This window comes from Streptomyces sp. W1SF4 (assembly GCF_003950035.1).
GTDB lineage: Bacteria > Actinomycetota > Actinomycetes > Streptomycetales > Streptomycetaceae > Streptomyces > Streptomyces racemochromogenes.
In genome coordinates, this window is record NZ_CP034350.1 from 1,502,857 (window position 1) to 1,521,344 (window position 18,488).

16 protein-coding genes and 2 tRNA genes are annotated in these 18,488 nt (G+C 74.1%); 7 read left to right on the forward strand and 11 right to left on the reverse strand.

Features of this window, described 5'->3' with window-relative positions; all coding sequences use genetic code 11:
* Nucleotides 1-10: 10 nt before the first annotated feature.
* Genes D1J60_RS07090 through pgsA form a run of 3 tightly spaced genes read right to left on the reverse strand, consistent with a single transcriptional unit; the run spans nucleotide 11 to nucleotide 2,741 of the window.
* Nucleotides 11-1,174, reverse strand: a complete 1,164-nt coding sequence (locus D1J60_RS07090) for a glycosyltransferase family 4 protein (protein ID WP_125820536.1) — start codon at nucleotides 1,172-1,174, stop codon at nucleotides 11-13.
* The gene (locus D1J60_RS07095) at nucleotides 1,174-2,076 is read right to left on the reverse strand and encodes a phosphatidylinositol mannoside acyltransferase (RefSeq protein WP_125820537.1); all 903 of its coding nucleotides are present in this window, start codon (nucleotides 2,074-2,076) and stop codon (nucleotides 1,174-1,176) included. The genes D1J60_RS07090 and D1J60_RS07095 overlap by 1 nt, the downstream gene beginning before the upstream one ends.
* Nucleotides 2,076-2,741 carry a phosphatidylinositol phosphate synthase gene (gene pgsA, locus D1J60_RS07100; RefSeq protein WP_125594174.1) on the reverse strand — a complete coding sequence of 222 codons (666 nt, stop codon included), beginning with the start codon at nucleotides 2,739-2,741 and terminating at the stop codon, nucleotides 2,076-2,078. The genes D1J60_RS07095 and pgsA overlap by 1 nt, the downstream gene beginning before the upstream one ends.
* Before the next feature lie 263 nt (nucleotides 2,742-3,004).
* Here pgsA and D1J60_RS07105 point away from each other — a divergent pair, with 263 nt between their 5' ends.
* A complete protein-coding gene (locus D1J60_RS07105; protein WP_125820538.1) occupies nucleotides 3,005-5,209 on the forward strand; it encodes an elongation factor G-like protein EF-G2 in 2,205 nt (734 codons plus the stop codon).
* Nucleotides 5,210-5,444: 235 nt separating this feature from the next.
* Nucleotides 5,445-7,127 carry a hypothetical protein gene (locus tag D1J60_RS07110; protein WP_125820539.1) on the forward strand — a complete coding sequence of 561 codons (1,683 nt, stop codon included), beginning with the start codon at nucleotides 5,445-5,447 and terminating at the stop codon, nucleotides 7,125-7,127.
* Nucleotides 7,128-7,166: 39 nt separating this feature from the next.
* Here D1J60_RS07110 and D1J60_RS07115 read toward each other — a convergent pair whose 3' ends face one another.
* Nucleotides 7,167-7,727: an HIT domain-containing protein gene (locus D1J60_RS07115; protein ID WP_125603369.1), complete on the reverse strand. Its 561-nt coding sequence runs from the start codon at nucleotides 7,725-7,727 to the stop codon at nucleotides 7,167-7,169.
* 80 nt (nucleotides 7,728-7,807) lie between these two features.
* Nucleotides 7,808-9,784, reverse strand: a complete 1,977-nt coding sequence (thrS, locus tag D1J60_RS07120; protein ID WP_125603368.1) for a threonine--tRNA ligase — start codon at nucleotides 9,782-9,784, stop codon at nucleotides 7,808-7,810.
* A 236-nt stretch (nucleotides 9,785-10,020) separates the two neighbouring features.
* Here thrS and D1J60_RS07125 point away from each other — a divergent pair, with 236 nt between their 5' ends.
* Together D1J60_RS07125 and D1J60_RS07130 are read left to right on the forward strand one after the other, a co-directional pair.
* The gene (locus tag D1J60_RS07125) at nucleotides 10,021-10,488 is read left to right on the forward strand and encodes a GNAT family N-acetyltransferase (RefSeq protein WP_125820540.1); all 468 of its coding nucleotides are present in this window, start codon (nucleotides 10,021-10,023) and stop codon (nucleotides 10,486-10,488) included.
* A gap of 83 nt (nucleotides 10,489-10,571) precedes the next feature.
* A complete protein-coding gene (locus D1J60_RS07130; RefSeq protein WP_125820541.1) occupies nucleotides 10,572-11,282 on the forward strand; it encodes a hypothetical protein in 711 nt (236 codons plus the stop codon).
* On the opposite strand, the gene D1J60_RS07135 is transcribed toward D1J60_RS07130, so the two are convergent.
* A complete protein-coding gene (locus tag D1J60_RS07135; protein WP_241253173.1) occupies nucleotides 11,279-12,484 on the reverse strand; it encodes a hypothetical protein in 1,206 nt (401 codons plus the stop codon). The two genes, D1J60_RS07130 and D1J60_RS07135, sit on opposite strands and share 4 nt — an antisense overlap.
* Entirely contained in the window at nucleotides 12,484-13,062 is a 579-nt protein-coding gene (locus D1J60_RS07140) for a DUF4365 domain-containing protein (protein ID WP_125605234.1), read from the reverse strand. Before D1J60_RS07140 ends, D1J60_RS07135 begins: the two co-directional genes overlap by 1 nt.
* A gap of 230 nt (nucleotides 13,063-13,292) precedes the next feature.
* Between D1J60_RS07140 and D1J60_RS07145 the strand changes: the two genes are divergently transcribed.
* The gene (locus D1J60_RS07145; RefSeq protein WP_125820542.1) at nucleotides 13,293-14,018 is read left to right on the forward strand and encodes a 3'-5' exonuclease; all 726 of its coding nucleotides are present in this window, start codon (nucleotides 13,293-13,295) and stop codon (nucleotides 14,016-14,018) included.
* Between the two features lie 80 nt (nucleotides 14,019-14,098).
* Here the strand turns inward: D1J60_RS07145 and D1J60_RS07150 are convergent.
* Both D1J60_RS07150 and D1J60_RS07155 read right to left on the reverse strand, forming a co-directional pair.
* Nucleotides 14,099-14,170 (reverse strand) — tRNA-Val (locus D1J60_RS07150).
* Nucleotides 14,171-14,208: 38 nt separating this feature from the next.
* Nucleotides 14,209-14,682: an SRPBCC family protein gene (locus D1J60_RS07155; RefSeq protein WP_125820543.1), complete on the reverse strand. Its 474-nt coding sequence runs from the start codon at nucleotides 14,680-14,682 to the stop codon at nucleotides 14,209-14,211.
* Nucleotides 14,683-14,801: 119 nt separating this feature from the next.
* Between D1J60_RS07155 and D1J60_RS07160 the strand changes: the two genes are divergently transcribed.
* Nucleotides 14,802-17,192 (forward strand): hypothetical protein, encoded by a 2,391-nt coding sequence (locus D1J60_RS07160; protein ID WP_125820544.1) that lies wholly within the window; start codon nucleotides 14,802-14,804, stop codon nucleotides 17,190-17,192.
* A 122-nt stretch (nucleotides 17,193-17,314) separates the two neighbouring features.
* Here the strand turns inward: D1J60_RS07160 and D1J60_RS07165 are convergent.
* Nucleotides 17,315-17,386 (reverse strand) — tRNA-Val (locus tag D1J60_RS07165).
* A gap of 69 nt (nucleotides 17,387-17,455) precedes the next feature.
* Nucleotides 17,456-17,896, reverse strand: coding sequence for a TIGR02611 family protein (locus D1J60_RS07170; RefSeq protein ID WP_125820545.1), 441 nt, complete (start codon nucleotides 17,894-17,896; stop codon nucleotides 17,456-17,458).
* A 177-nt stretch (nucleotides 17,897-18,073) separates the two neighbouring features.
* Between D1J60_RS07170 and D1J60_RS07175 the strand changes: the two genes are divergently transcribed.
* Nucleotides 18,074-18,487, forward strand: a complete 414-nt coding sequence (locus D1J60_RS07175) for an SsgA family sporulation/cell division regulator (RefSeq protein ID WP_030011909.1) — start codon at nucleotides 18,074-18,076, stop codon at nucleotides 18,485-18,487.
* Nucleotide 18,488 lies beyond the last annotated feature (1 nt).

Here is an 18,488-nt window from a genome sequence, read left to right on the forward strand (position 1 = left end):
CTACGGGCCCCTACGTGTCCCGCGTGAAGCCCAGGCGGGTGCGGAGGGGGACGCGTTCGTCGGTGGCGACGGCCGCCGCGCCCGCGGTGACCGTTTCGTAGACCGCCAGGATGTCCGCGCCGACCGTCGACCAGTCGAAGCGGCGCACGTGCGCCGAGCCGCGGGCGCTCAGTTCCGCGCGGCGGGCCGGGTCGCGCAGGAGGGCGGTCGCCGCCGCGGCCAGGGAGGCCGCGTCCTCGTTGGCGAACAGTTCGCCCGCCGCGCCCTGGTCCAGTACCTGGGCGAAGGCGTCGAGGTCCGAGGCCAGGACGGCCGCGCCCGCCGAGAGGGCCTCGACGAGGATGATGCCGAAGCTCTCGCCGCCCGTGTTGGGGGCCACGTAGACGTCCACGCTGCGCAGCAGGCGGGCCTTGTCCTCGTCGGAGACCATGCCGAGGAACTCCACCCGGGAGCGCAGGTGTTGCGGGAGGGAGGCCACCGCCTCCTCCTCGTCGCCGCGGCCGGCCACGAGCAGGCGTACGTCGGGGCAGGCCTCGGCGATGGCGGGGAAGGCGGCCATCAGGACCGGGAGGCCCTTGCGGGGTTCGTCGATGCGGCCGATGAAGCCCAGGGTCTGCCCGGACCATTCGGGGTTGGGGTCCGCCTTGGCGAAGAAGTCGACGTCGACGCCGTTCGGGATGACCACCGCGTCCCCGCCCAGGTGTTCGACGAGGGTGCGGCGGGCGTACTCGCTCACCGCGATCCGGGCGCTGATCTTCTCCAGCGCCGGCTGGAGGATCGGGTACGCGGCGATCATCGCGCGCGAGCGGGGGTTGGAGGTGTGGAACGTCGCCACGATCGGCCCCTGGGCCGCCCAGCAGGACAGCAGGCCCAGCGAGGGCGAGGCCGGCTCGTGGATGTGGATGACGTCGAAGACGCCCTCGTGCAGCCAGCGGCGTACCCGGGCGGCGGAGAGGAAGCCGAAGTTCAGCCGGGCGACGGACCCGTTGTAGGGCACCGGCACCGCCCGTCCCGCCGAGACCACGTACGGGGGCAGCGGGGTCTCGTCGTCCGCCGGGGCCAGCACCGACACCTCGTGGCCCTGGCGGATCAGGTGCTCGGCCAGGTCGCGGATGTGGAACTGGACGCCCCCGGGCACGTCCCACGAGTACGGGCACACGATGCCGATCTTCACTACGGCCGCTCCTCCAGGTCGTCGAGCCACAGCCGTTGCAGCATGTGCCAGTCCTGCGGGTGCTCCGCGATGCCCGACGCGAAGGCGTCCGCCACCGCCTGGGTCATGGCGGCGGTCTTCTCGGCCCGCGTGCCCTGCTCGGGCACCTCCACCGCGGGGTGGAAGCGGCCGTACATCTTCGGGGTGTCGCCGTAGTACAGGGTGGCCGGCAGCAGCACCGCGCCGGTCTGCTGCGCCAGCAGTGCGGGACCCGCGGGCATCCGGGCCCGGGAGCCGAAGAAGTCCACCTCGACCCCGGAGGCCGACAGGTCCCGGTCGGCGACCAGGCAGACCAGCCCGCCGGAGCGCAGCCGGCGGGCGAGGGTGCCGAAGGAGGCGCCGCCGTTGTGCGGCAGGACCTCCATGCCCAGGCTCTCGCGGTAGGCGACGAAGCGGTCGTAGAGGGACTCGGGCTTGAGCCGCTCGGCGACGGTGGTGAAGGGCAGGCCGAGGTGGCCGGTGACCCACGCGCCGGCGAGGTCCCAGTTGGCCAGGTGCGGCAGGGCGGCGATGACCCCGCGGCCGGAGGCGAGGGCCTCGCGCAGGAGGTGGTCGTCCTTCAGCTGGACGTCCTCGCCGAAGCGCGCGGGGTCCATGGCCGGCAGCCGGAAGGACTCCATCCAGTAGCGCATGTACGAACGCATGCCCGCGTGCGACAGCTCGCGCAGCCGCTCGGGGGTCGCGTCGGGCACCACGCGGGCCAGGTTGGACTCCAGCCGCAGCACGCTCTTGCCGCGCCGCTTCCAGGCCACGTCCGCGATCTTGCGGCCGAGGGCCACCGCCGCCGGCTCGGGCAGCTTCTTCACGCCCGCCCAGCCGAGCCCGTACAGCCCGTCGACCAGCTTGTCCTGCGCCTTCCCCATCAGAGGGCACCGCCTTCGGCGCGGGCGGCGGCCGCGTCGGCCTCGGCCGCCTCACGGCGGACGGTGACCACCCGCTGGACCAGCGTGACCAGCGAGCCCGCCGCCACGACCCAGAGCGCGACCGGCAGCAGCACCCCGAGCCACGAGGGCGCCCCGAAGGTCTGCAGCCCGGACAGGCCCGCCGCGACCAGGGAGATCACCAGGCGCTCGGCGCGCTCGACGAGCCCGTTGACGGCGACCGGCAGCCCGATCGCCTCGCCGCGGGCCTTCGTGTACGAGACCACCTGCCCGCTGGCCAGGCAGAAGATCGCCACCGCGCAGAGCACGTTGTCGTCGCCCAGGCCCGCGTACCAGAGCGCGAGGCCGCCGAAGATCGCCGCGTCGGCCACCCGGTCGAGCGTGGAGTCGAGGAACGCGCCCCACCGGCTGGAGCTGCCGGCCTGGCGGGCCATGTTGCCGTCCACCAGGTCGGAGAAGACGAAGAGGGTGATGGTGATCGTTCCCCAGAAGAGCTCGCCCCGGGGGAAGAAGACCAGCGCTCCGGCCACCACTCCGGCGGTGCCGATGAGGGTGACGGCGTCCGGGCTCACCCCCCGGCGCAGGAGAAACGCGGCGAACGGCGTGAGAACACGCGTGAAGAAAGCACGCGCGTACTTGTTCAGCATGGCCTTCCCAGAGGGTCGCTGGGCCGAGGGGCCACCACGGCCTCCGGCTGGCCCATCGTAGCCAGGGCCCCGCGCCCGCAGTGCCCCGCACCCACCGGTTCGCTCCGGTTCGGTCCCGCTCCCCGCCCGCCACGGCCCCCGTCACCCTCCCGTCGCGCAGCCGACCGTGGCCGGTACCACGTATGGACGCAGTGTGACGGCAGTGCAAAGCTCGAAGGACCCCGATCACCCTCCTCACCGCGACACCAGGAGGCACGAGAAGCATGGGAGCCACATCACACCAAGCCGGAGCCGCCGGCAGGGCACTGACGGCCGACCGCCCCGATTCCGTACGGAACGTCGTGCTGGTCGGCCACAGCGGGGCCGGGAAGACCACGCTGGTCGAAGCCCTGGCCCTCACCGCGGGGGCCGTGAACCGGGCCGGACGGGTCGAGGACGGGGGCACGGTCTCGGACTACGACGAGATCGAGCACCGCCGCCAGCGCTCCGTCCAGCTGTCCCTGGTCCCCGTCGAATGGGCCGGAATCAAGATCAACATCCTGGACACCCCCGGATACGCCGACTTCGTCGGGGAACTCAGGGCCGGTCTGCGCGCCGCGGACGCGGCCCTCTTCGTCGTCTCCGCCTCCGACGGGATCGACGGAGCCACCCGGATGGTCTGGGACGAATGCGAGGCGGTCGGCATGCCGCGCGCCATCGTCGTCACCCATTTGGAGGCAGCCCGCGCCGATTACTCCCAGATGACCGCCGTCTGCGGAGAGATCTTCGGCGCCGACGACCCGGACGCCGTCATCCCGCTCTACCTCCCGCTGCACGGACCGGCCGGACCCGACGGCCACGCCCCCGTCAACGGCCTGCTGGGCCTGCTCTCCCGCCGCGTGTACGACTACGCCTCCGGCGAGCGCGCCGAACGCGACCCGGACCCGGCCGAGCTCGCCCTCATCGACGACGCCCGCTCCCGCCTCATCGAGGGGATCATCGCCGAGAGCGAGGACGAGACCCTCATGGACCGCTACCTCGGCGGTGAGGACATCGACGTCAAGACGCTGATCGACGACCTGGAGCGGGCCGTCGCCCGGGGCACCTTCCACCCCGTCCTGATGGCCGCCCCCGCCGCCGACGGCGCCCGCCAGGGCCTGGGCACCGTGGAACTCCTCGAACTGATCACCGGCGGCTTCCCCACCCCCGCCGAACGCGCCCCCGTCGCCGTCACCGCCCCCGACGGCTCCCCCCGCCCCGCCGTCACCTGCGACCCGGCCGGGCCGCTCCTCGCCGAGGTCGTCAAGACCTCCTCCGACCCCTACGTCGGGCGCGTCTCCCTCGTCCGCGTCTTCTCCGGCACCCTGCGGCCCGAGGAGACCGTCCACGTGTCCGGACACGGCCTCGAGGACCGGGGGCACGAGGACCACGACGTCGACGAACGGATCGGCACCCTCACCTCCCCCTTCGGCAAACAGCAGCGCACCCTCGCCTCCTGCATCGCCGGCGACCTCGCCTGCGTGGCCAAGCTCACCCGGGCCGAGACCGGCGACACCCTCTCCGCCAAGGACGCCCCGCTCCTCATGGAGCCCTGGCCTATGCCCGAGCCGCTGCTCCCCCTCGCCGTCGAGGCCCACAGCAAGGCCGACGAGGACAAGCTCTCCCAGGGCCTGGCCCGCCTCGTCGCCGAGGACCCCACCCTGCGCCTGGAACAGAACCCGCACACCCACCAACTCGTCCTGTGGTGCCTCGGCGAGGCCCACCAGGACCTCGTCCTCGAGCGGCTCAAAACCCGCTACGGCGTCCATGTCGACCCCGTTCCCCACAAGGTCAGCCTCCGCGAGACCTTCGGCGCCAAGGCCGCCGGACGCGGACGGCACGTCAAGCAGTCCGGCGGCCACGGCCAGTACGCCATCTGCGAGATCGAGGTCGAACCCCTCCCGCCCGGCAGCGGCATCGAGTTCGTCGACAAGGTCGTCGGCGGCGCCGTCCCGCGCCAGTTCATCCCGTCCGTCGAGAAGGGCGTACGGGCCCAGGCCGCCCGGGGCATCGCGGCCGGCTATCCGCTGGTCGACGTACGCGTCACCCTGCGCGACGGCAAGGCGCACTCGGTGGACTCCTCCGACGCCGCCTTCCAGACGGCCGGCGCCCTCGCCCTGCGCGAGGCCGCCGCCGACACCCCGATCCACCTGCTGGAGCCCGTCGCCGAACTCGACGTCGAGGTCCCCGACGAGTACGTCGGGCCGGTCATGAGCGACCTCGCGGGCCGCCGCGGCCGCGTCGTCGGCACCGAACAGGCCGGTCCCGGCCGGTCCCGGGTGCGCGCCGAGATCCCCGAGATCGAGATCGGCCGCTACGCCGTGGACCTGCGCTCCGTCTCCCACGGCACGGGCCGCTTCAGCCGCACGTACGCCCGGCACGAGCCCATGCCGCCGCACCTCGCGGACAAGATGCGCGAACAGACCGAGAAGGGAAGCCAGTTGACATAGCACCCCGGTTACCGCCCACCCAACCGGCTTGCGGTGGGCGGTATTTCCCTGTCCCATGAGCATGGGGACGGGTACGCATATAGGCTCTTCGCCGCGACGGAGAGCACAACGGACCACAACGGAGCGCGACACGGGCGGGAAACGACCGGGCGCGACACGCCGCCGGCGACGGCGGCACGACTAGCACGACGGCACCACGGGCAAAGAGCACAGTGGCACGGCGATGGGGGCAGCGGTGGCGGACGACGGTTTCGACTTCAGGCCCGGAGCACAGATTCCTCTCCAGGGGGGCGGCGGCCAGACCGCGGCGACCAACGCCCTCGCCTCCGCCGCGTACCGCGACGGCGGCAGGGACACCAAGCTGGAGACCCTTCTCACGGCGAACAGCGAGAACCACCCGGCCTCGGTCAAGGCCCCGAAGATCTCCCTCCTCGAACCCAGCCTCGGCGAGGCGTTCTGCCGCGCCGTCGAGGCCCGCACCCTCGGCGCCGGCCGCAAGCCGCTCATCCAGTCCTTCGGCGCCGACCCGCAGACGGTCGTCGAGCACTGCCTGGCCGCCTCCCGCATCCGCAAGGAACGCGACCGCAAGCTGCGCCTGATCATGCTGGTCGCCGGAGTGGTGTTCCTGCCCGGACTGCTGCTCTGGCTCGGCCTCTTCCAGCTGCGCAAGACCCTGTCCAAGGGCGGGGGCAGGAAGAGCACCTGGATCGGCACCGCCCTGCTCGTCGGCGTCGTCCTCGTCGGCGCCGTGCTGCTCTACCGGGTCGTCTACCGCCAGCCGGGCAGCGGCCTGCTGGAGCTGTACCTGCTCGGCGCGCTCGTCGCCCCCGTCCTCGGCTGGTACCTGGCCCGCCGGATCTGCGAGAACACCGCCGCCGACCTGCGCTCCCGCTGGGACGGCCTGCTCGGCGGCGGCGCCCCCGTCGCCGCCAAGATCCCCGAGGCGGTCCCCGTCAACCCCGACGAGAAGGCCCGCGAGGACCTGCGCCACCAGCTGGCCAAGCTGACCGCCGAGAACCGCAGCAACTCCGTCTTCTACGCCGGCCCCAAGGGCATCCTCGGCATGGGCACCCGCTGGGGCAGCTGGCAGATGGCCGAGGAGCTGAACCCCAAGAGGGACGGGCACGAGATCCACCCGTTCCGCAGCTGGGACGTCATACGCGCGATCGACGCGCAGCTGCGCAAGCTGGAGCGCGGCCCCCTGCACACCGGCGGCTTCCCGCCCGCCTCCCTCCAGCACTGGATCGTCACCCCCGTCGGCGAGGGCGCCGCCGAGGTGGCCCGCCCCAGCGGCGACAGCGTCGACACCTTCCTGGTCAAGCCGCACGAGATCACCCGGATCTGCAACGAGCAGCAGTTCAGCGCCGGCAACCGGCACTACCTCGGCATCCAGTACCCGCTCTGGGACGGCCAGCTCGTCATCACGATGCTGGTCACCGTCACGGTCCTCTACAAGACCCTGCGCGTGGACGTCACCGCCCACGCCCTCGGCCCGGTGCACGGCCTGTTCACCACCAAGTCCAAGGCGCCGGTGATCGAGGTCCCCAAGTCCATCCGCTTCTGGGAGACGGTGGAGCGCCCGCTGCCGCTGGTGGACACCATGGAGGTGGTGCGCCTCGCCGCGCGCGCCCCGCTGACCTGGTACCCGCCGCTGCTGGAGTACTTCGGCGGCAAGCTGGTCCTGCCCGAGCCCTTCGGGCTGCGGCACGTCTGGGCGGGGTCCATGTGGCGCCACCGCTTCATGGCGGACGACGCGCTGCGCACCGTGGCCCCCGTGCTGCGGTCGGTGCACGCGGCCACGTTCAAGGTGCTGGAGGAGAACGGCGTGGACACCGCGGCCTTCACCAACCGGTCCTCGATCATGAACGGCCTCATCCAGGAGCCCGCCCCGCGCAAGGCGGACGTCTACGACGCGTAGGCGGCCGGGCCCCGCGGGCTGACGCGGGGCCCGGGCCGGTCAGTCGTTCGGCCAGGCGTCGGCGAGCATCTGGCGGGTGTCCGCGAGCAGTTGCGGCAGGACCTTGGTGTGACCGACGACCGGCATGAAGTTCGTGTCGCCGCCCCAGCGGGGCACGATGTGCTGGTGCAGGTGCGCGGCGATGCCGGCGCCGGCGGCGCTGCCCTGGTTGAGTCCGATGTTGAAGCCGTGCGCGCCCGAGGCCTTCCGCAGCGCGACCATGGCCCGCTTGGTCAGGTCCGCCAGCTCCGCCGTCTCGGGGCCGTCGAGCTCCGTGTAGTCGGCGACGTGCCGGTACGGGACGACCATCAGGTGGCCGCCGTTGTAGGGGTAGAGGTTCAGCACCGCGAAGACGTGCTTGCCCCGCGCCACGATCAGGCCGTCCTGGTCGGACATCTCCGGGATCCCGCAGAAGGGGCAGCCGTCCCCGGCTTCCGGGCCGGTCGGCTTGTTCTCGCCCTGGATGTAGGCCATCCGATGGGGGGTCCACAGTCGCTGGAACCCGTCGTGCGTGCCCACACCGTTCTGCCGCTCCGGCTCAATCGTCATGCCATGCAGCATATGACCTCGTCCGGAGGAACGAGCGGGGCCCCCGGAAAGTGATCGCTTTCCGGGGGCCCCGCTCGTGGGTGCGGCCTGGATCAGACCTGGACGCGGTCGGCGACGACCTTGGCCAGCTTCGCCAGCGCCTCGTCCTTCGGGATGCCGTTCTCCTGCGAACCGTCGCGGTAGCGGAAGGAGACTGTGCCCGCGGCCATGTCCTCGTCACCGACGATGATCATGAAGGGGACCTTGAGCTTCTGGTGGTTGCGGATCTTCTTCTGCATCCGGTCGGAGGACGCGTCCACCTCGACCCGCAGGCCCTGCTTCTTCGCCTCGGCGGCGAACTCCCGCAGGTAGTCCACGTGCCCGTCGCCGATCGGGATGCCGACCGCCTGGACCGGGGCCAGCCACGGCGGCATGGCGCCCGCGTAGTGCTCCAGCAGCACGGCGAAGAACCGCTCGATGGAGCCGAACAGCGCACGGTGGATCATGACGGGGCGCTGGCGGGAGCCGTCCGGGCCGGTGTACTCCAGGTCGAAGCGCTCCGGCAGGTTGAAGTCCAGCTGGACGGTCGACATCTGCCAGGTGCGGCCGATGGCGTCGCGCGCCTGCACGGAGATCTTCGGGCCGTAGAAGGCCGCGCCGCCCGGGTCGGGGGTCAGCGGGAGGCCCTGCTTCTCGGCGACCTGCTGGAGGACCGCGGTGGCCTCCTCCCAGACCTCGTCCGAGCCGACGAACTTCTCCGGGTCCTTGGTGGACAGCTCGAGGTAGAAGTCGGTCAGACCGTAGTCGCGCAGCAGGTTCAGCACGAAGGTGAGCGTGCGGTCGAGCTCCTCGGCCATCTGCTCACGGGTGCAGTAGATGTGCGCGTCGTCCTGGGTGAAGCCGCGGGCCCGGGTCAGGCCGTGGACCACGCCCGACTTCTCGTACCGGTACACGGTGCCGAACTCGAACAGGCGCAGCGGGAGCTCACGGTAGGAGCGGCCGCGCGCGTCGAAGATCAGGTTGTGCATCGGGCAGTTCATGGGCTTGAGGTAGTAGTCGGTACCACCGTCGAGCTGCATGGGGGGGTACATGCCCTCCGCGTACCAGTCCAGGTGGCCGCTCTTCTCGAAGAGGGCGCCCTTGGTGGCGTGCGGGGAGTAGACGAACTCGTAGCCCTCCTCCTCGTGCCGACGGCGCGAGTAGTCCTCCATCACCCGGCGGATGATGCCGCCGCGCGGGTGGAAGACGGCGAGGCCGGAGCCGATCTCGTCCGGGATGGAGAAGAGGTCGAGCTCGTTGCCGAGCTTGCGGTGGTCGCGCTTCTCGGCCTCGGCGAGGAAGTCGAGGTGCGCCTTCAGCTCCTCCTTCGAGGGCCAGGCGGTGCCGTAGATGCGCTGGAGCATCGGGTTCTTCTCGCTGCCGCGCCAGTAGGCGGCCGCGTTGCGCATCAGCTTGAACGCCGGGATGTTGCGGGTGGTGGGCAGGTGGGGACCGCGGCAGAGGTCCTTCCAGCACAGCTCGCCGGTCTTGGCGTCCAGGTTGTCGTAGATGGTCAGCTCGCCGCCGCCCACCTCGACGTCGGCGCCGTCGTCGCTCGACGCGGAGCCCTTGATGCCGATGAGTTCCAGCTTGTACGGCTCGTCCGCGAGCTCCTCGCGGGCCGCCTCGTCGGAGACCACGCGGCGGGCGAACTTCTGCCCGCGCTTCTGGATCTCCTGCATCTTCTTCTCGATGGTCTTCAGGTCATCGGGGGTGAAGGGCTTGGCGACGTCGAAGTCGTAGTAGAAGCCGTCGCGGACCGGCGGGCCGATGCCCAGCTTGGCCTCGGGGAACAGCTCCTGCACGGCCTGCGCCATGACGTGCGCGGTCGAGTGGCGCAGGATGTTGAGGCCGTCCTCGGAGGAGATCTCCACCGGCTCGACGGTCTCGCCGTCCTTCACCTCGTACGAGAGGTCCTTCAGCTCACCGGCGATGCGCGCGGCGACGATGGTGCGCTCGCCGGCGAAGAGCTCCGCCGCCGTAGTGCCCGTGGCCACCACGCGCTCGTCCCGCTCGGAATCGCGTTGGATGATCACACGGACGTCTGACACCGGTCTCTCCTGACTCAGGGGGCACGCGAGCGAACGCTGCGCGCCTGAATCGTACCGAGCCGAGTGGCCGCGCCGCGAAACGGTTACCGGCGGCGCACCCGAGCCCGGCCGCGGGGCCCGCCGGCGGGCACCGGCCCGGCCCCCGCCCCGCGGCGGGCCGGGAAATTCCCGCGGCCCGCCGCCGCGGCGCGGGTAGCGTGGCCGTTCCCGCCCGACCCCCGAAAGGAGCGGCCGCGATGCCGCAGCCCCGCCCGCTGGACCTCGCCGACGACGCGACGGCCGCCGCCGTGCACCGGATCGGCCGGGCCGCGTACGCGGTCGAGGCGGAGCTGATCGGCTTCGACGGCATCCCGGCGCTCGCCGAGGGCCTGGAGGAGATGCGGAGGCGGCCGCTGCGCTGGCTGGGCGCGGTGACGGACGCGGGCGCCGTCGCGGGGTTCCTGGCCTGGGAGGAGACGGGGGACGGGGTGTCGGTCGACCGGCTGTGCGTGGACCCGGCCTGGTTCCGCCGGGGCGTCGCCTCGCTGCTGGTGCGCCACGCCCTGGCGGAGCTCTTCCCGGGCCGCCGCGTCGAGGTCACCACGGGCGCGGCCAACGCCCCGGCGGTCGCCCTGTACGAGCGCCTCGGCTTCACCCGGGGCGCGGACTTCTCCCCCGTCCCGGACCTGCGGATGGCCTCCTTCACGCTGGCCGGGACCAGGTAGCCGCCGCGCGGGGGAACCGGTCGGAGGGCGGGTACGTCCCAGGGGCGCCCGAAGCACAGGGGACCCAGGGGGAACGAGGAACCATGCGCCGTACCGCAGTCACGCTGACCTGTATCGCCGCCGCGCTGCTCACCGGCTGCGGGGCCGCCGGTGGTTCCGGCGCCGGGGCCGAGCCGCCGGCGCCGCCCGCGCCGGTGTCCGTACCGCCCTCGGCAGCGCCGTCCGCGGGCGGGGCGCCGCCCTGCCCGGGGGCCGGCCGCTCCGAGCCGGGCGCGCCGCCCACCACCATCGACGGGACCCCCGCGAACACCCCGGAGGCCCTGAGCCTGTCGCAGGCCGTCGGCGCCCAGGGCTACGGGGCCTTCGCGGACGTGTACGGCACGCACACCACCGACCGGCCCGCCGGCCGGGTCGCGGTGTGCGTGACCGACCTCGCCCGGGGCCGTCTGCTCCTGGAGGCCGCCCGCAAGGCCGACCCGTCCGTGGACCCGGGCCGCGCCGACCTCTACCTGAGCCGCTACACGCACCGCGAACTCAGGGCCGCCGTCGGCCGGCTCACGGCCGACCAGGGCCGGCCGGCCTTCCCGCTGTACACCTTCTCGGCGGCCCGGGACGCGTCCGGGGTCGTGGTGACGAGCACCGAGGCGGGCGCCGCGTCGAAGGACCTGAAGGCCCGGCTGGAGCAGATCACCGGCGGCGTCCCGGTCACGGTCGAACGCGGCGACCCCGCGACCACCCTGGAGGGCGGCAAGCCCCCCAAGAGCCCCGACACCGCCGCCCCGGTGGCGCCCTAGTCGTCCGACGGCAGCACGTCCTCGGCGTCGTAGGCCGCTTCCAGGGACTTCATCAGCCGCTCCCGCTCCATCTCGTCGAGCGGGACCGGCGTCACGTCCGTGGCCCCCGCGAGCCGGCGGAAGCCGCCCCGGCGCGAAAGCCGGCCGCTGACCCGGACCGGCATGCCGGCCAGGTGGGCGTGAACGGCGATCCGGTAGCCCTCCTCGTCGAGCGCGGCCCGTACGTACGGGACGTCCGCGCCCGACAGCACCCGCAGCCGGACCGTGCCCCCGCCGCCCGACGCCGAGCGCCGCATCCGGACCACGGCCCCCGCGAGCCGCACGGCGACGGCCGGCTCGGCCCGGGTGTAGCGGGCGGCGGCCTCGCGCAGCACCGGCAGGTCGCCCGGCGAGAACTCCACCGGCTCGGGCCGGGCCGCGCACCCGGCCGGAACCCCGGCGGCCGGTGCCCAGGCCAGCGTGATCCGGGCGCCTTCGGAGCCCCGGACCAGGGAGACCAGCGCCTCGGCGAGCTCCCGGCTGACGCCCGCCGCCACCGCGGCGTCGAAGGCCTCCATGCCGCCGGTCGCCCTCCGGTAGTCCACCGCCTCCCGCGCCGCGTGCAGCGCGTGGTGCAGCCGCGTCACCACCCCGCGCCCCCCGGCCACGGGTACGTACGCGGCAAGCCGGCGGCCGCCCGGGGCGGGCCCCACCAGGACGCCGTCCAGGAACCGCTCGGCCTGTGCGCGGTGGCGGGCGCCGTAGTACCCGGCGCGGGCGCGGTCGGCGAGGGCACCGGCCAGCAGCAGCCGTCGGGCGGCCGAGCGCAGCCGTTCCTGCGCGGGCCAGGCGGCCTCGCCCTGGAAGCCGTACGGCCCCTGCGGCACCTCCCGCTCCCAGCGGACCTCGTCGCTGGGCACGCTCAGCCCGAGGAGCACCTCCCGCGCGGACGGCACCCCGCTGCGGGACAGCGCGGTGAGCGCCTCCTCCACCAGGTCGGCGCAGTCGGGGAAGCCCCGGTTCTCGGGGACGAGCAGGCTGGTCCCGGTCCGGTCGGGCGGGGTCCAGCGCCCGTAGCGGCCCGCCGCCCCGCCCCGGCGCAGCCAGCCGTGCCGGTGCAGCAGCGCGCCGAGGACCTGCGGGTCGACCTGCCCGGGATCGGGTGTGCCGGGGGCGGGTCCGGGGCGGGGCAGCGGTTCGAGGTGCGCGGGGTACCGGTCCATCAGGGTGTCCCTCCCGACCCGACCCGGGTCATGATCTCGCACAGCGCCCGGTCGTCGAAGATCCGCTCGGTGGGGATCCGTACGGTGGTGCGGCGCCGGCCGGTCACGGGGTGACCGGCGAGGTTGGTCCAGTAGCAGCAGTGCCGCAGGTCGAGCCGGTCGTGGCCGGCGCTCAGCCACTGGTCCCGCTGACGCGGTACGAGCATCACCACGAGGATCTTGTGGACGGCGACGGGTGTCCGCGCCAGCTTCACCAGGTGCTCGTTGTCCAGGGTGAAGCCGAAGCTGGCCCCGGCGGGGCGGGGCGGTGTCTGGTAGGTCGCCTTCAGCTGCACCTTGATGGTCACCTCGTCGTCGACGACGTGCTCGGGTGCGCCGTGGCTGACGTGCCAGTCGACGCCGTTGTCGGGGAAGGGCTGGGAGAGCGAGCAGCCGGCCGCGGCCGCTACGGCGTGCAGGTAGCCCACCTGGAGGGTCTCCATGCAGGCGGTGGTGGCGAGTGTGCCGCGCAGCGGTCCGGTCGGCGGATCGCCCTGTCCGTGCAGCACCCCGCCCGGTTCGGGCTGTGTGAGCGCCATGGCCGGCTCCCCATGCCTTCCGGGCCCTGCCGTGAACGGTGAACGGGAGTGGCGGGGTGACGACCGGTCATGCGTGCGACCCCCCGAGGGAGTTGTCTCCGCACCCGGCTGCCGCCAAACGGCGTACGGGGCAAACGGCACGGGTATCAGGGACTCGGCGGGGGTCGGCGCGTCATGGGGCGGAGGTGCCCGGTGCGGCCCATCCGCCGACCGGGGACAGGGAGTTCGCCATGACACGCTGGTACGAGGGGCCGCTGGCCGCTTTCGACACGGAGACCACCGGGGTGGACGTCGAGCAGGACCGGATCGTGTCCGCCGCGCTCGTCGTGCAGGAGTGTGCGGGCGGCCGGGTCCGCTCCACGCGGTGGCTGGTCAATCCCGGCGTCCCGGTGCCGCCGGGCGCCACGGAAGTGCACGGTCTGACCGACGAGCACCTCCAGCGCAACGGCCGGTGGCCGGCGCCGGTGGTGGAGGAGATAGCCCGGGCGCTGGGCGAGCAGCAGATGGCGGGGCGGCCGGTGGTGGTGATGAACGCGCCGTTCGACCTGACGCTGCTGGACCGGGAGTTGCGCCGGCACCGGGCGTCGTCGCTGGCGCGGTACCTGGACAACAGGCCGCTGACGGTGCTGGATCCGCGGGTGCTGGACAAGCACCTGGACCGCTACCGCAAGGGCCGCCGCACGCTGACGGACCTGTGCGCGCACTACGGGATAGAGCTGGAGGGGGCGCACGACGCCTCGGCGGACGCGCAGGCGGCGCTGGAGGTCGTACGGGCGGTCGGCCGCCGGTTCGCGGCGCGGCTGGAGCGGCTGACCCCGGCGGAGCTGCACACGCTCCAGGCGGTGTGGCACGCGGCCCAGGCGCGGGGGCTCCAGGCGTGGTTCGCCCGGCAGGGCACTCCGGAGGCGGTCGATCCGCACTGGCCGCTGCGCCCGGAGCTGCCGCAGGCCGCCTGACCGGCCGGGTCCGGACCCGGGGAGCGGTGCCGGAAAATGCGGAAGGCCGGTCCGTCATCAGACGGACCGGCCTGTCCCGGTGGGCGATACTGGGATCGAACCAGTGACCCCTTCGGTGTGAACGAAGTGCTCTCCCGCTGAGCTAATCGCCCGGGAACGCACTGAACAATACAAGAGCCTCGGGGCCGGATCAAACCGCTTCGGGCGGGGCGGCCAGCAGGGCCCGCAGGCCGCGCCGCCCGGCCCGCATCATCAGCGCGTGGTTGAGCCGGAACAGCGGCCGGCCGACGAGCGCGAACCTCCGCAGCAGGGCGGCCCGCACCTCGACCTCCTGCTCGTAGACCGCCCGCGTGCGGCCGGCGCCGGCCGCGCCCCGGGGGCGTACGGTCCAGCGCGCCCAGCCCTCGATGTCACCGCTCAGGGCCGCTTCGAGGACCCCGCGCGCCGGGTCGCGGAGCAGGTCGGTGACGGTGACGCGGATCCCGTACGGGAGGACCGAGCGGATCAGCACGGTCCCGGTGCGCCCGTCGATCCGCTCGGCCCGGCGGACCTGGGGCCACCAGTGCGGGTAGCGGGCGGCGTCGGCGAGCAGGGAGTAGACGAGCGCGGGCGGGGCGTCGAGGTCCCACACGCTGCGGAACCGGTAGTGCGTCCAGCGCGGCATGGTTCCAGTCTGGCCCGCCGGGGCCCTTCGACGGGGGCGGTCTCCCGAGTAGGTACTCACCGTTCATCTGAGTACGCACGCCCATGTCCTGATGGCGTGACGGGCGCCACACTCCGGCTATGGACTCCCCCCTTCCGCCGGCTCACGAGCTGGCGCTCATCGACGGCGAGCTGGCGCGACTGGAGGCCCGGCGCGGCTACTTGCTGGCCCGCCGGGACTGGCTGCTGCGGCTCCTGGCGGCGCAGCCGGTGCCGTCGGGGCGGTTCGGGCCGGCCGCGCCGTTCGGGCCGCCCGTGCCCGTGGCCCCGGCAGCGAAGCCGAGCGCCCAGAACGTGCTGCTGACGCTGGGCGCGGTCCTGCTGGCGGTGGCCGCGCTGGCGTTCACCCTGGTCAGCTGGGGCTCCCTGGGGGTCGGCGGGCGCTCGGCGGTGCTGGCGGTGCTGACGGCCGCGGGACTGGCGGCGCCCGCCGCGCTGCTGCGGCGCGGGCTGCGGTCGACGGCCGAGGCGGTCGCGGGGGTGGGGCTGCTGCTGACGGTGCTGGACGCGTACGCGGTGCGCGCGGCCGGGCTGTCCGGTGCCGACGGGGTGGCGTACGCGGCGGGGGCGTCGGCGGTGCTGGCGGCGGGCTGGGCCGGGTACGGGGCGGCCCTGGGCCGGCTGCGGCTGCCGGTGCTCGCCGCGGTGGGGGCCGCGCAGCTGCCGTTGCCGCTGGCGGCGGCCGCTGCGGGGGCCGGCCCGCTGGGGGCCGGCGCGGCGCTGCTCGCGACGGCGGCGCTGGACGCGGCCCTGGCGGTGGCGGTGGCGCGCCGGGCGGTACGGGTGCCCGCGTGGGTGTGCTCGGGGGTGCTGGGCGGGGCGGCGCTGGCGGTGGGGCTGGCGTGGTCCCTCGCGGAGCCGGGCGCGGCCGGGCCGGCGCTGCTGCTGGCGGCGGGGGGCCTGCTGGGCGTGGCGGTGGCCTGGCGCGAGCCGCGGGCTTCGGCGGCCGCCCTGGCCGGGGGCCTGGCGGCGGTGTCGGCGGCCGGGGCGCTGGTCCCGGCCGGGGCGGGCTCCGCGTGGTGGGCGGTGGCGGCGCGGGTGGCGGCGGCGCTCGCGCTGTCGGCGGCTGCGGTGCGGGCGGGCTCGGGCGCGGGTGCCGTCCCGGGGGCGGTGCGGCGCGGGCTGCTGCGGGCGGGGGTGGCGGTGGCCGCCGTCGGGGCGCTCGCGGGGCTGACGGCGGTGGCGGTGGCGCTCGTGGCCCGGGCCGCGGTGCTGCGCGAGGTGTGGGCGGCGACGGCCCCGCAGCAGGCCGGGCCGGGTGCCGGGCCGGCGGCGGCGCTGCTGCTCGCGGCGGGCGCGCTGTGGCTGGCGGGCGGCGGCCCGGCGGGCGGCGCGCTGCCGGCCGGTGCGCTGCCGCGGCCGGTGGCGGGGGCGGCGGCGGTGGTGTGCGGCGGGGCGGCGCTGTTCGCGGCCCCGGTGCGCCCGGGCGTTCCGGTTTGGGCGGTGTTCGCGGCGCAGCTCGGGGTGGTGCTGGCGGCCGGGGTGGCGGCGGTGCGGGCTCCGGCGCGGGAGGTGGCATTCGCAGCCGGGGGGTGCGCGGCCGTGGGGGCCCTCAGCGTGTCCCTGGCGGCGCTGGACGGCCGGGCGGCCACCTTCGCGGTGTTCGGGCTGCTGGGCGCCTGCTGCGCGCTGGGAGCCGCCCACAGGGCCGCGGCGGCGGCATTGCGGGCGGGCTGCGCGGTGGCCGCCGTCGGGTACGCGGTGGCGCTGGTGGTGGCGCTGGGCGCGGTGGCGGGGCTGCCCTGGTCCTGGCGGGCGGTGGCGGTGCTGGTGGTCCCGGCGCTGGTGGCGGGGTCGGCGCCCCGGCTGGGTCCGGTGCGGGTGGCCGCGGAGGCGGCGGCGGCCGGAGCGGGGGCCCTGGCGGTGGCGGTGGCTCTGGCGGCGGGTGACGCGCCGGTGCTGGCGCTGGTGCTCGGGCTGGCGGGGGCGGTGTGCGCGGGGGCGGCGTTGCGGCCGGAGCGGCGCGCGCTGGGCTGGGCGGCCGGGGTGCTGTTCACGGCGGCGGCCTGGGTGCGGCTGGCGGCGTGGGGGGTGGCGGTGCCGGAGGCGTACGCGCTGCCGGTGGCGGTGCCGGCGCTCGTGGTGGGGCTGCTGCGCCGCCGCCGGGATCCGGGGGCCTCGTCCTGGTCCGCGTACGGCCCAGGGCTGGGGGCGGCGCTGCTGCCGAGCCTGGTGGCCGCCTGGGGCGACGCGTACTGGCAGCGGCCGCTGCTGCTGGGGACGGCGGCGCTGGCCGTCACCCTGGCGGGGGCGCACCGCCGGCTCCGGGCGCCGCTGCTGCTGGGCGGTGCGGTGCTGGCGGCGGTGACGCTGCACGAGCTGGCCCCGTACGTGGTGCAGGTGGTGGGCGTGCTGCCGCGCTGGCTGCCGCCGGCGCTGGCGGGCCTGCTGCTGCTGGTGGTGGGCGCGACGTACGAGAAGCGGCTGCGGGACGCGCGCCGGCTGCGGGCGGCGATCGGGCGGCTGCGCTGAGGGCCGCTACGGGGAGGGCCGCTGCCCCGAGGACTCCTGGGCCGAGGGCCCGGGGCCGGCGCGGGGAGGGCGTACGACAGAGGCCCGGAGACTCTTCCGAGTCTCCGGGCCTCTGCTCCGGGTGGGCGATACTGGGTTCGAACCAGTGACCCCTTCGGTGTGAACGAAGTGCTCTCCCACTGAGCTAATCGCCCGGACGCACCGCAAACATTACCGCATGTCAGCGGTGCTCCGTGACCACCCCTGAGCGGGGGACCGGCCGGTCACTGGTCCTTGATGTCCCACGGCAGGGTGAGGCCGTACTTCCACAGGTAGAACCCGATCAGCACGGCCGCTATGGCGAGGCCGACGCTGGTGAGGATGATGTTGCGGCGCCGCACCTTCGGGTCGAGGGCCTTCTGCGCGGCCTCGGTGACCTTGCGCTTGGTCCAGCGCAGGGCGAGGGACGCCCAGGCGAACTCGGTGGCCCAGATCGCGAGGCCGGCGAAGATCGCGACCCAGCCGGGGCCGGGCAGGACGAGCATGGCGACGCCGGCGCCGATGACGGCGAGGCCGACGACGAAGACGCCGACCTGCCAGCTCAGGTGCAGGCTGCGGTTGGCCTTGATGAAGGCGGGTGCCTTCGACTCGTGCTGCGGCGCCTCTTCGGCGGTCGGCTCGCTGTTGGCGGATTCGTTGGTTCCGCGGTCACTCCCCGTATTCATGGCGCCGAATCTACCGGAGTCGGAAGCACACGTGAATGCGGGTTTGGATCCGCCGTCCGAGGGACCCAGAGGTCCGCAAAACGGTCAGAGGGGTTTACAACGGCACCGTAGGTGGCATGTCGATTTCGCCGACGTGCGAATCCCCGAGCGCACACTGAGCGAAAGGCCCTGGCGCTTATGAACACCACGGTCAGCTGCGAGCTGCACCTGCGCCTCGTTGTGTCGAGCGAGTCTTCACTGCCTGTTCCCGCGGGCCTGCGGTATGACACGGCCGATCCCTACGCCGTGCACGCCACCTTCCACACCGGCGCCGAGGAAACGGTCGAATGGGTGTTCGCCCGCGACCTCCTCGCCGAGGGCCTCCACCGGCCCACCGGTACCGGCGACGTCCGCGTCTGGCCGTCCCGCAGCCACGGTCAGGGCGTCGTCTGCATCGCCCTGAGCTCACCGGAGGGAGAAGCGCTGCTCGAAGCACCCGCCCGAGCCCTCGAGTCGTTCCTCAAGCGGACGGACGCCGCGGTCCCACCCGGGACCGAGCACCGGCACTTCGACCTCGACAAGGAGCTGTCCCACATCCTGGCCGAAAGCTGAG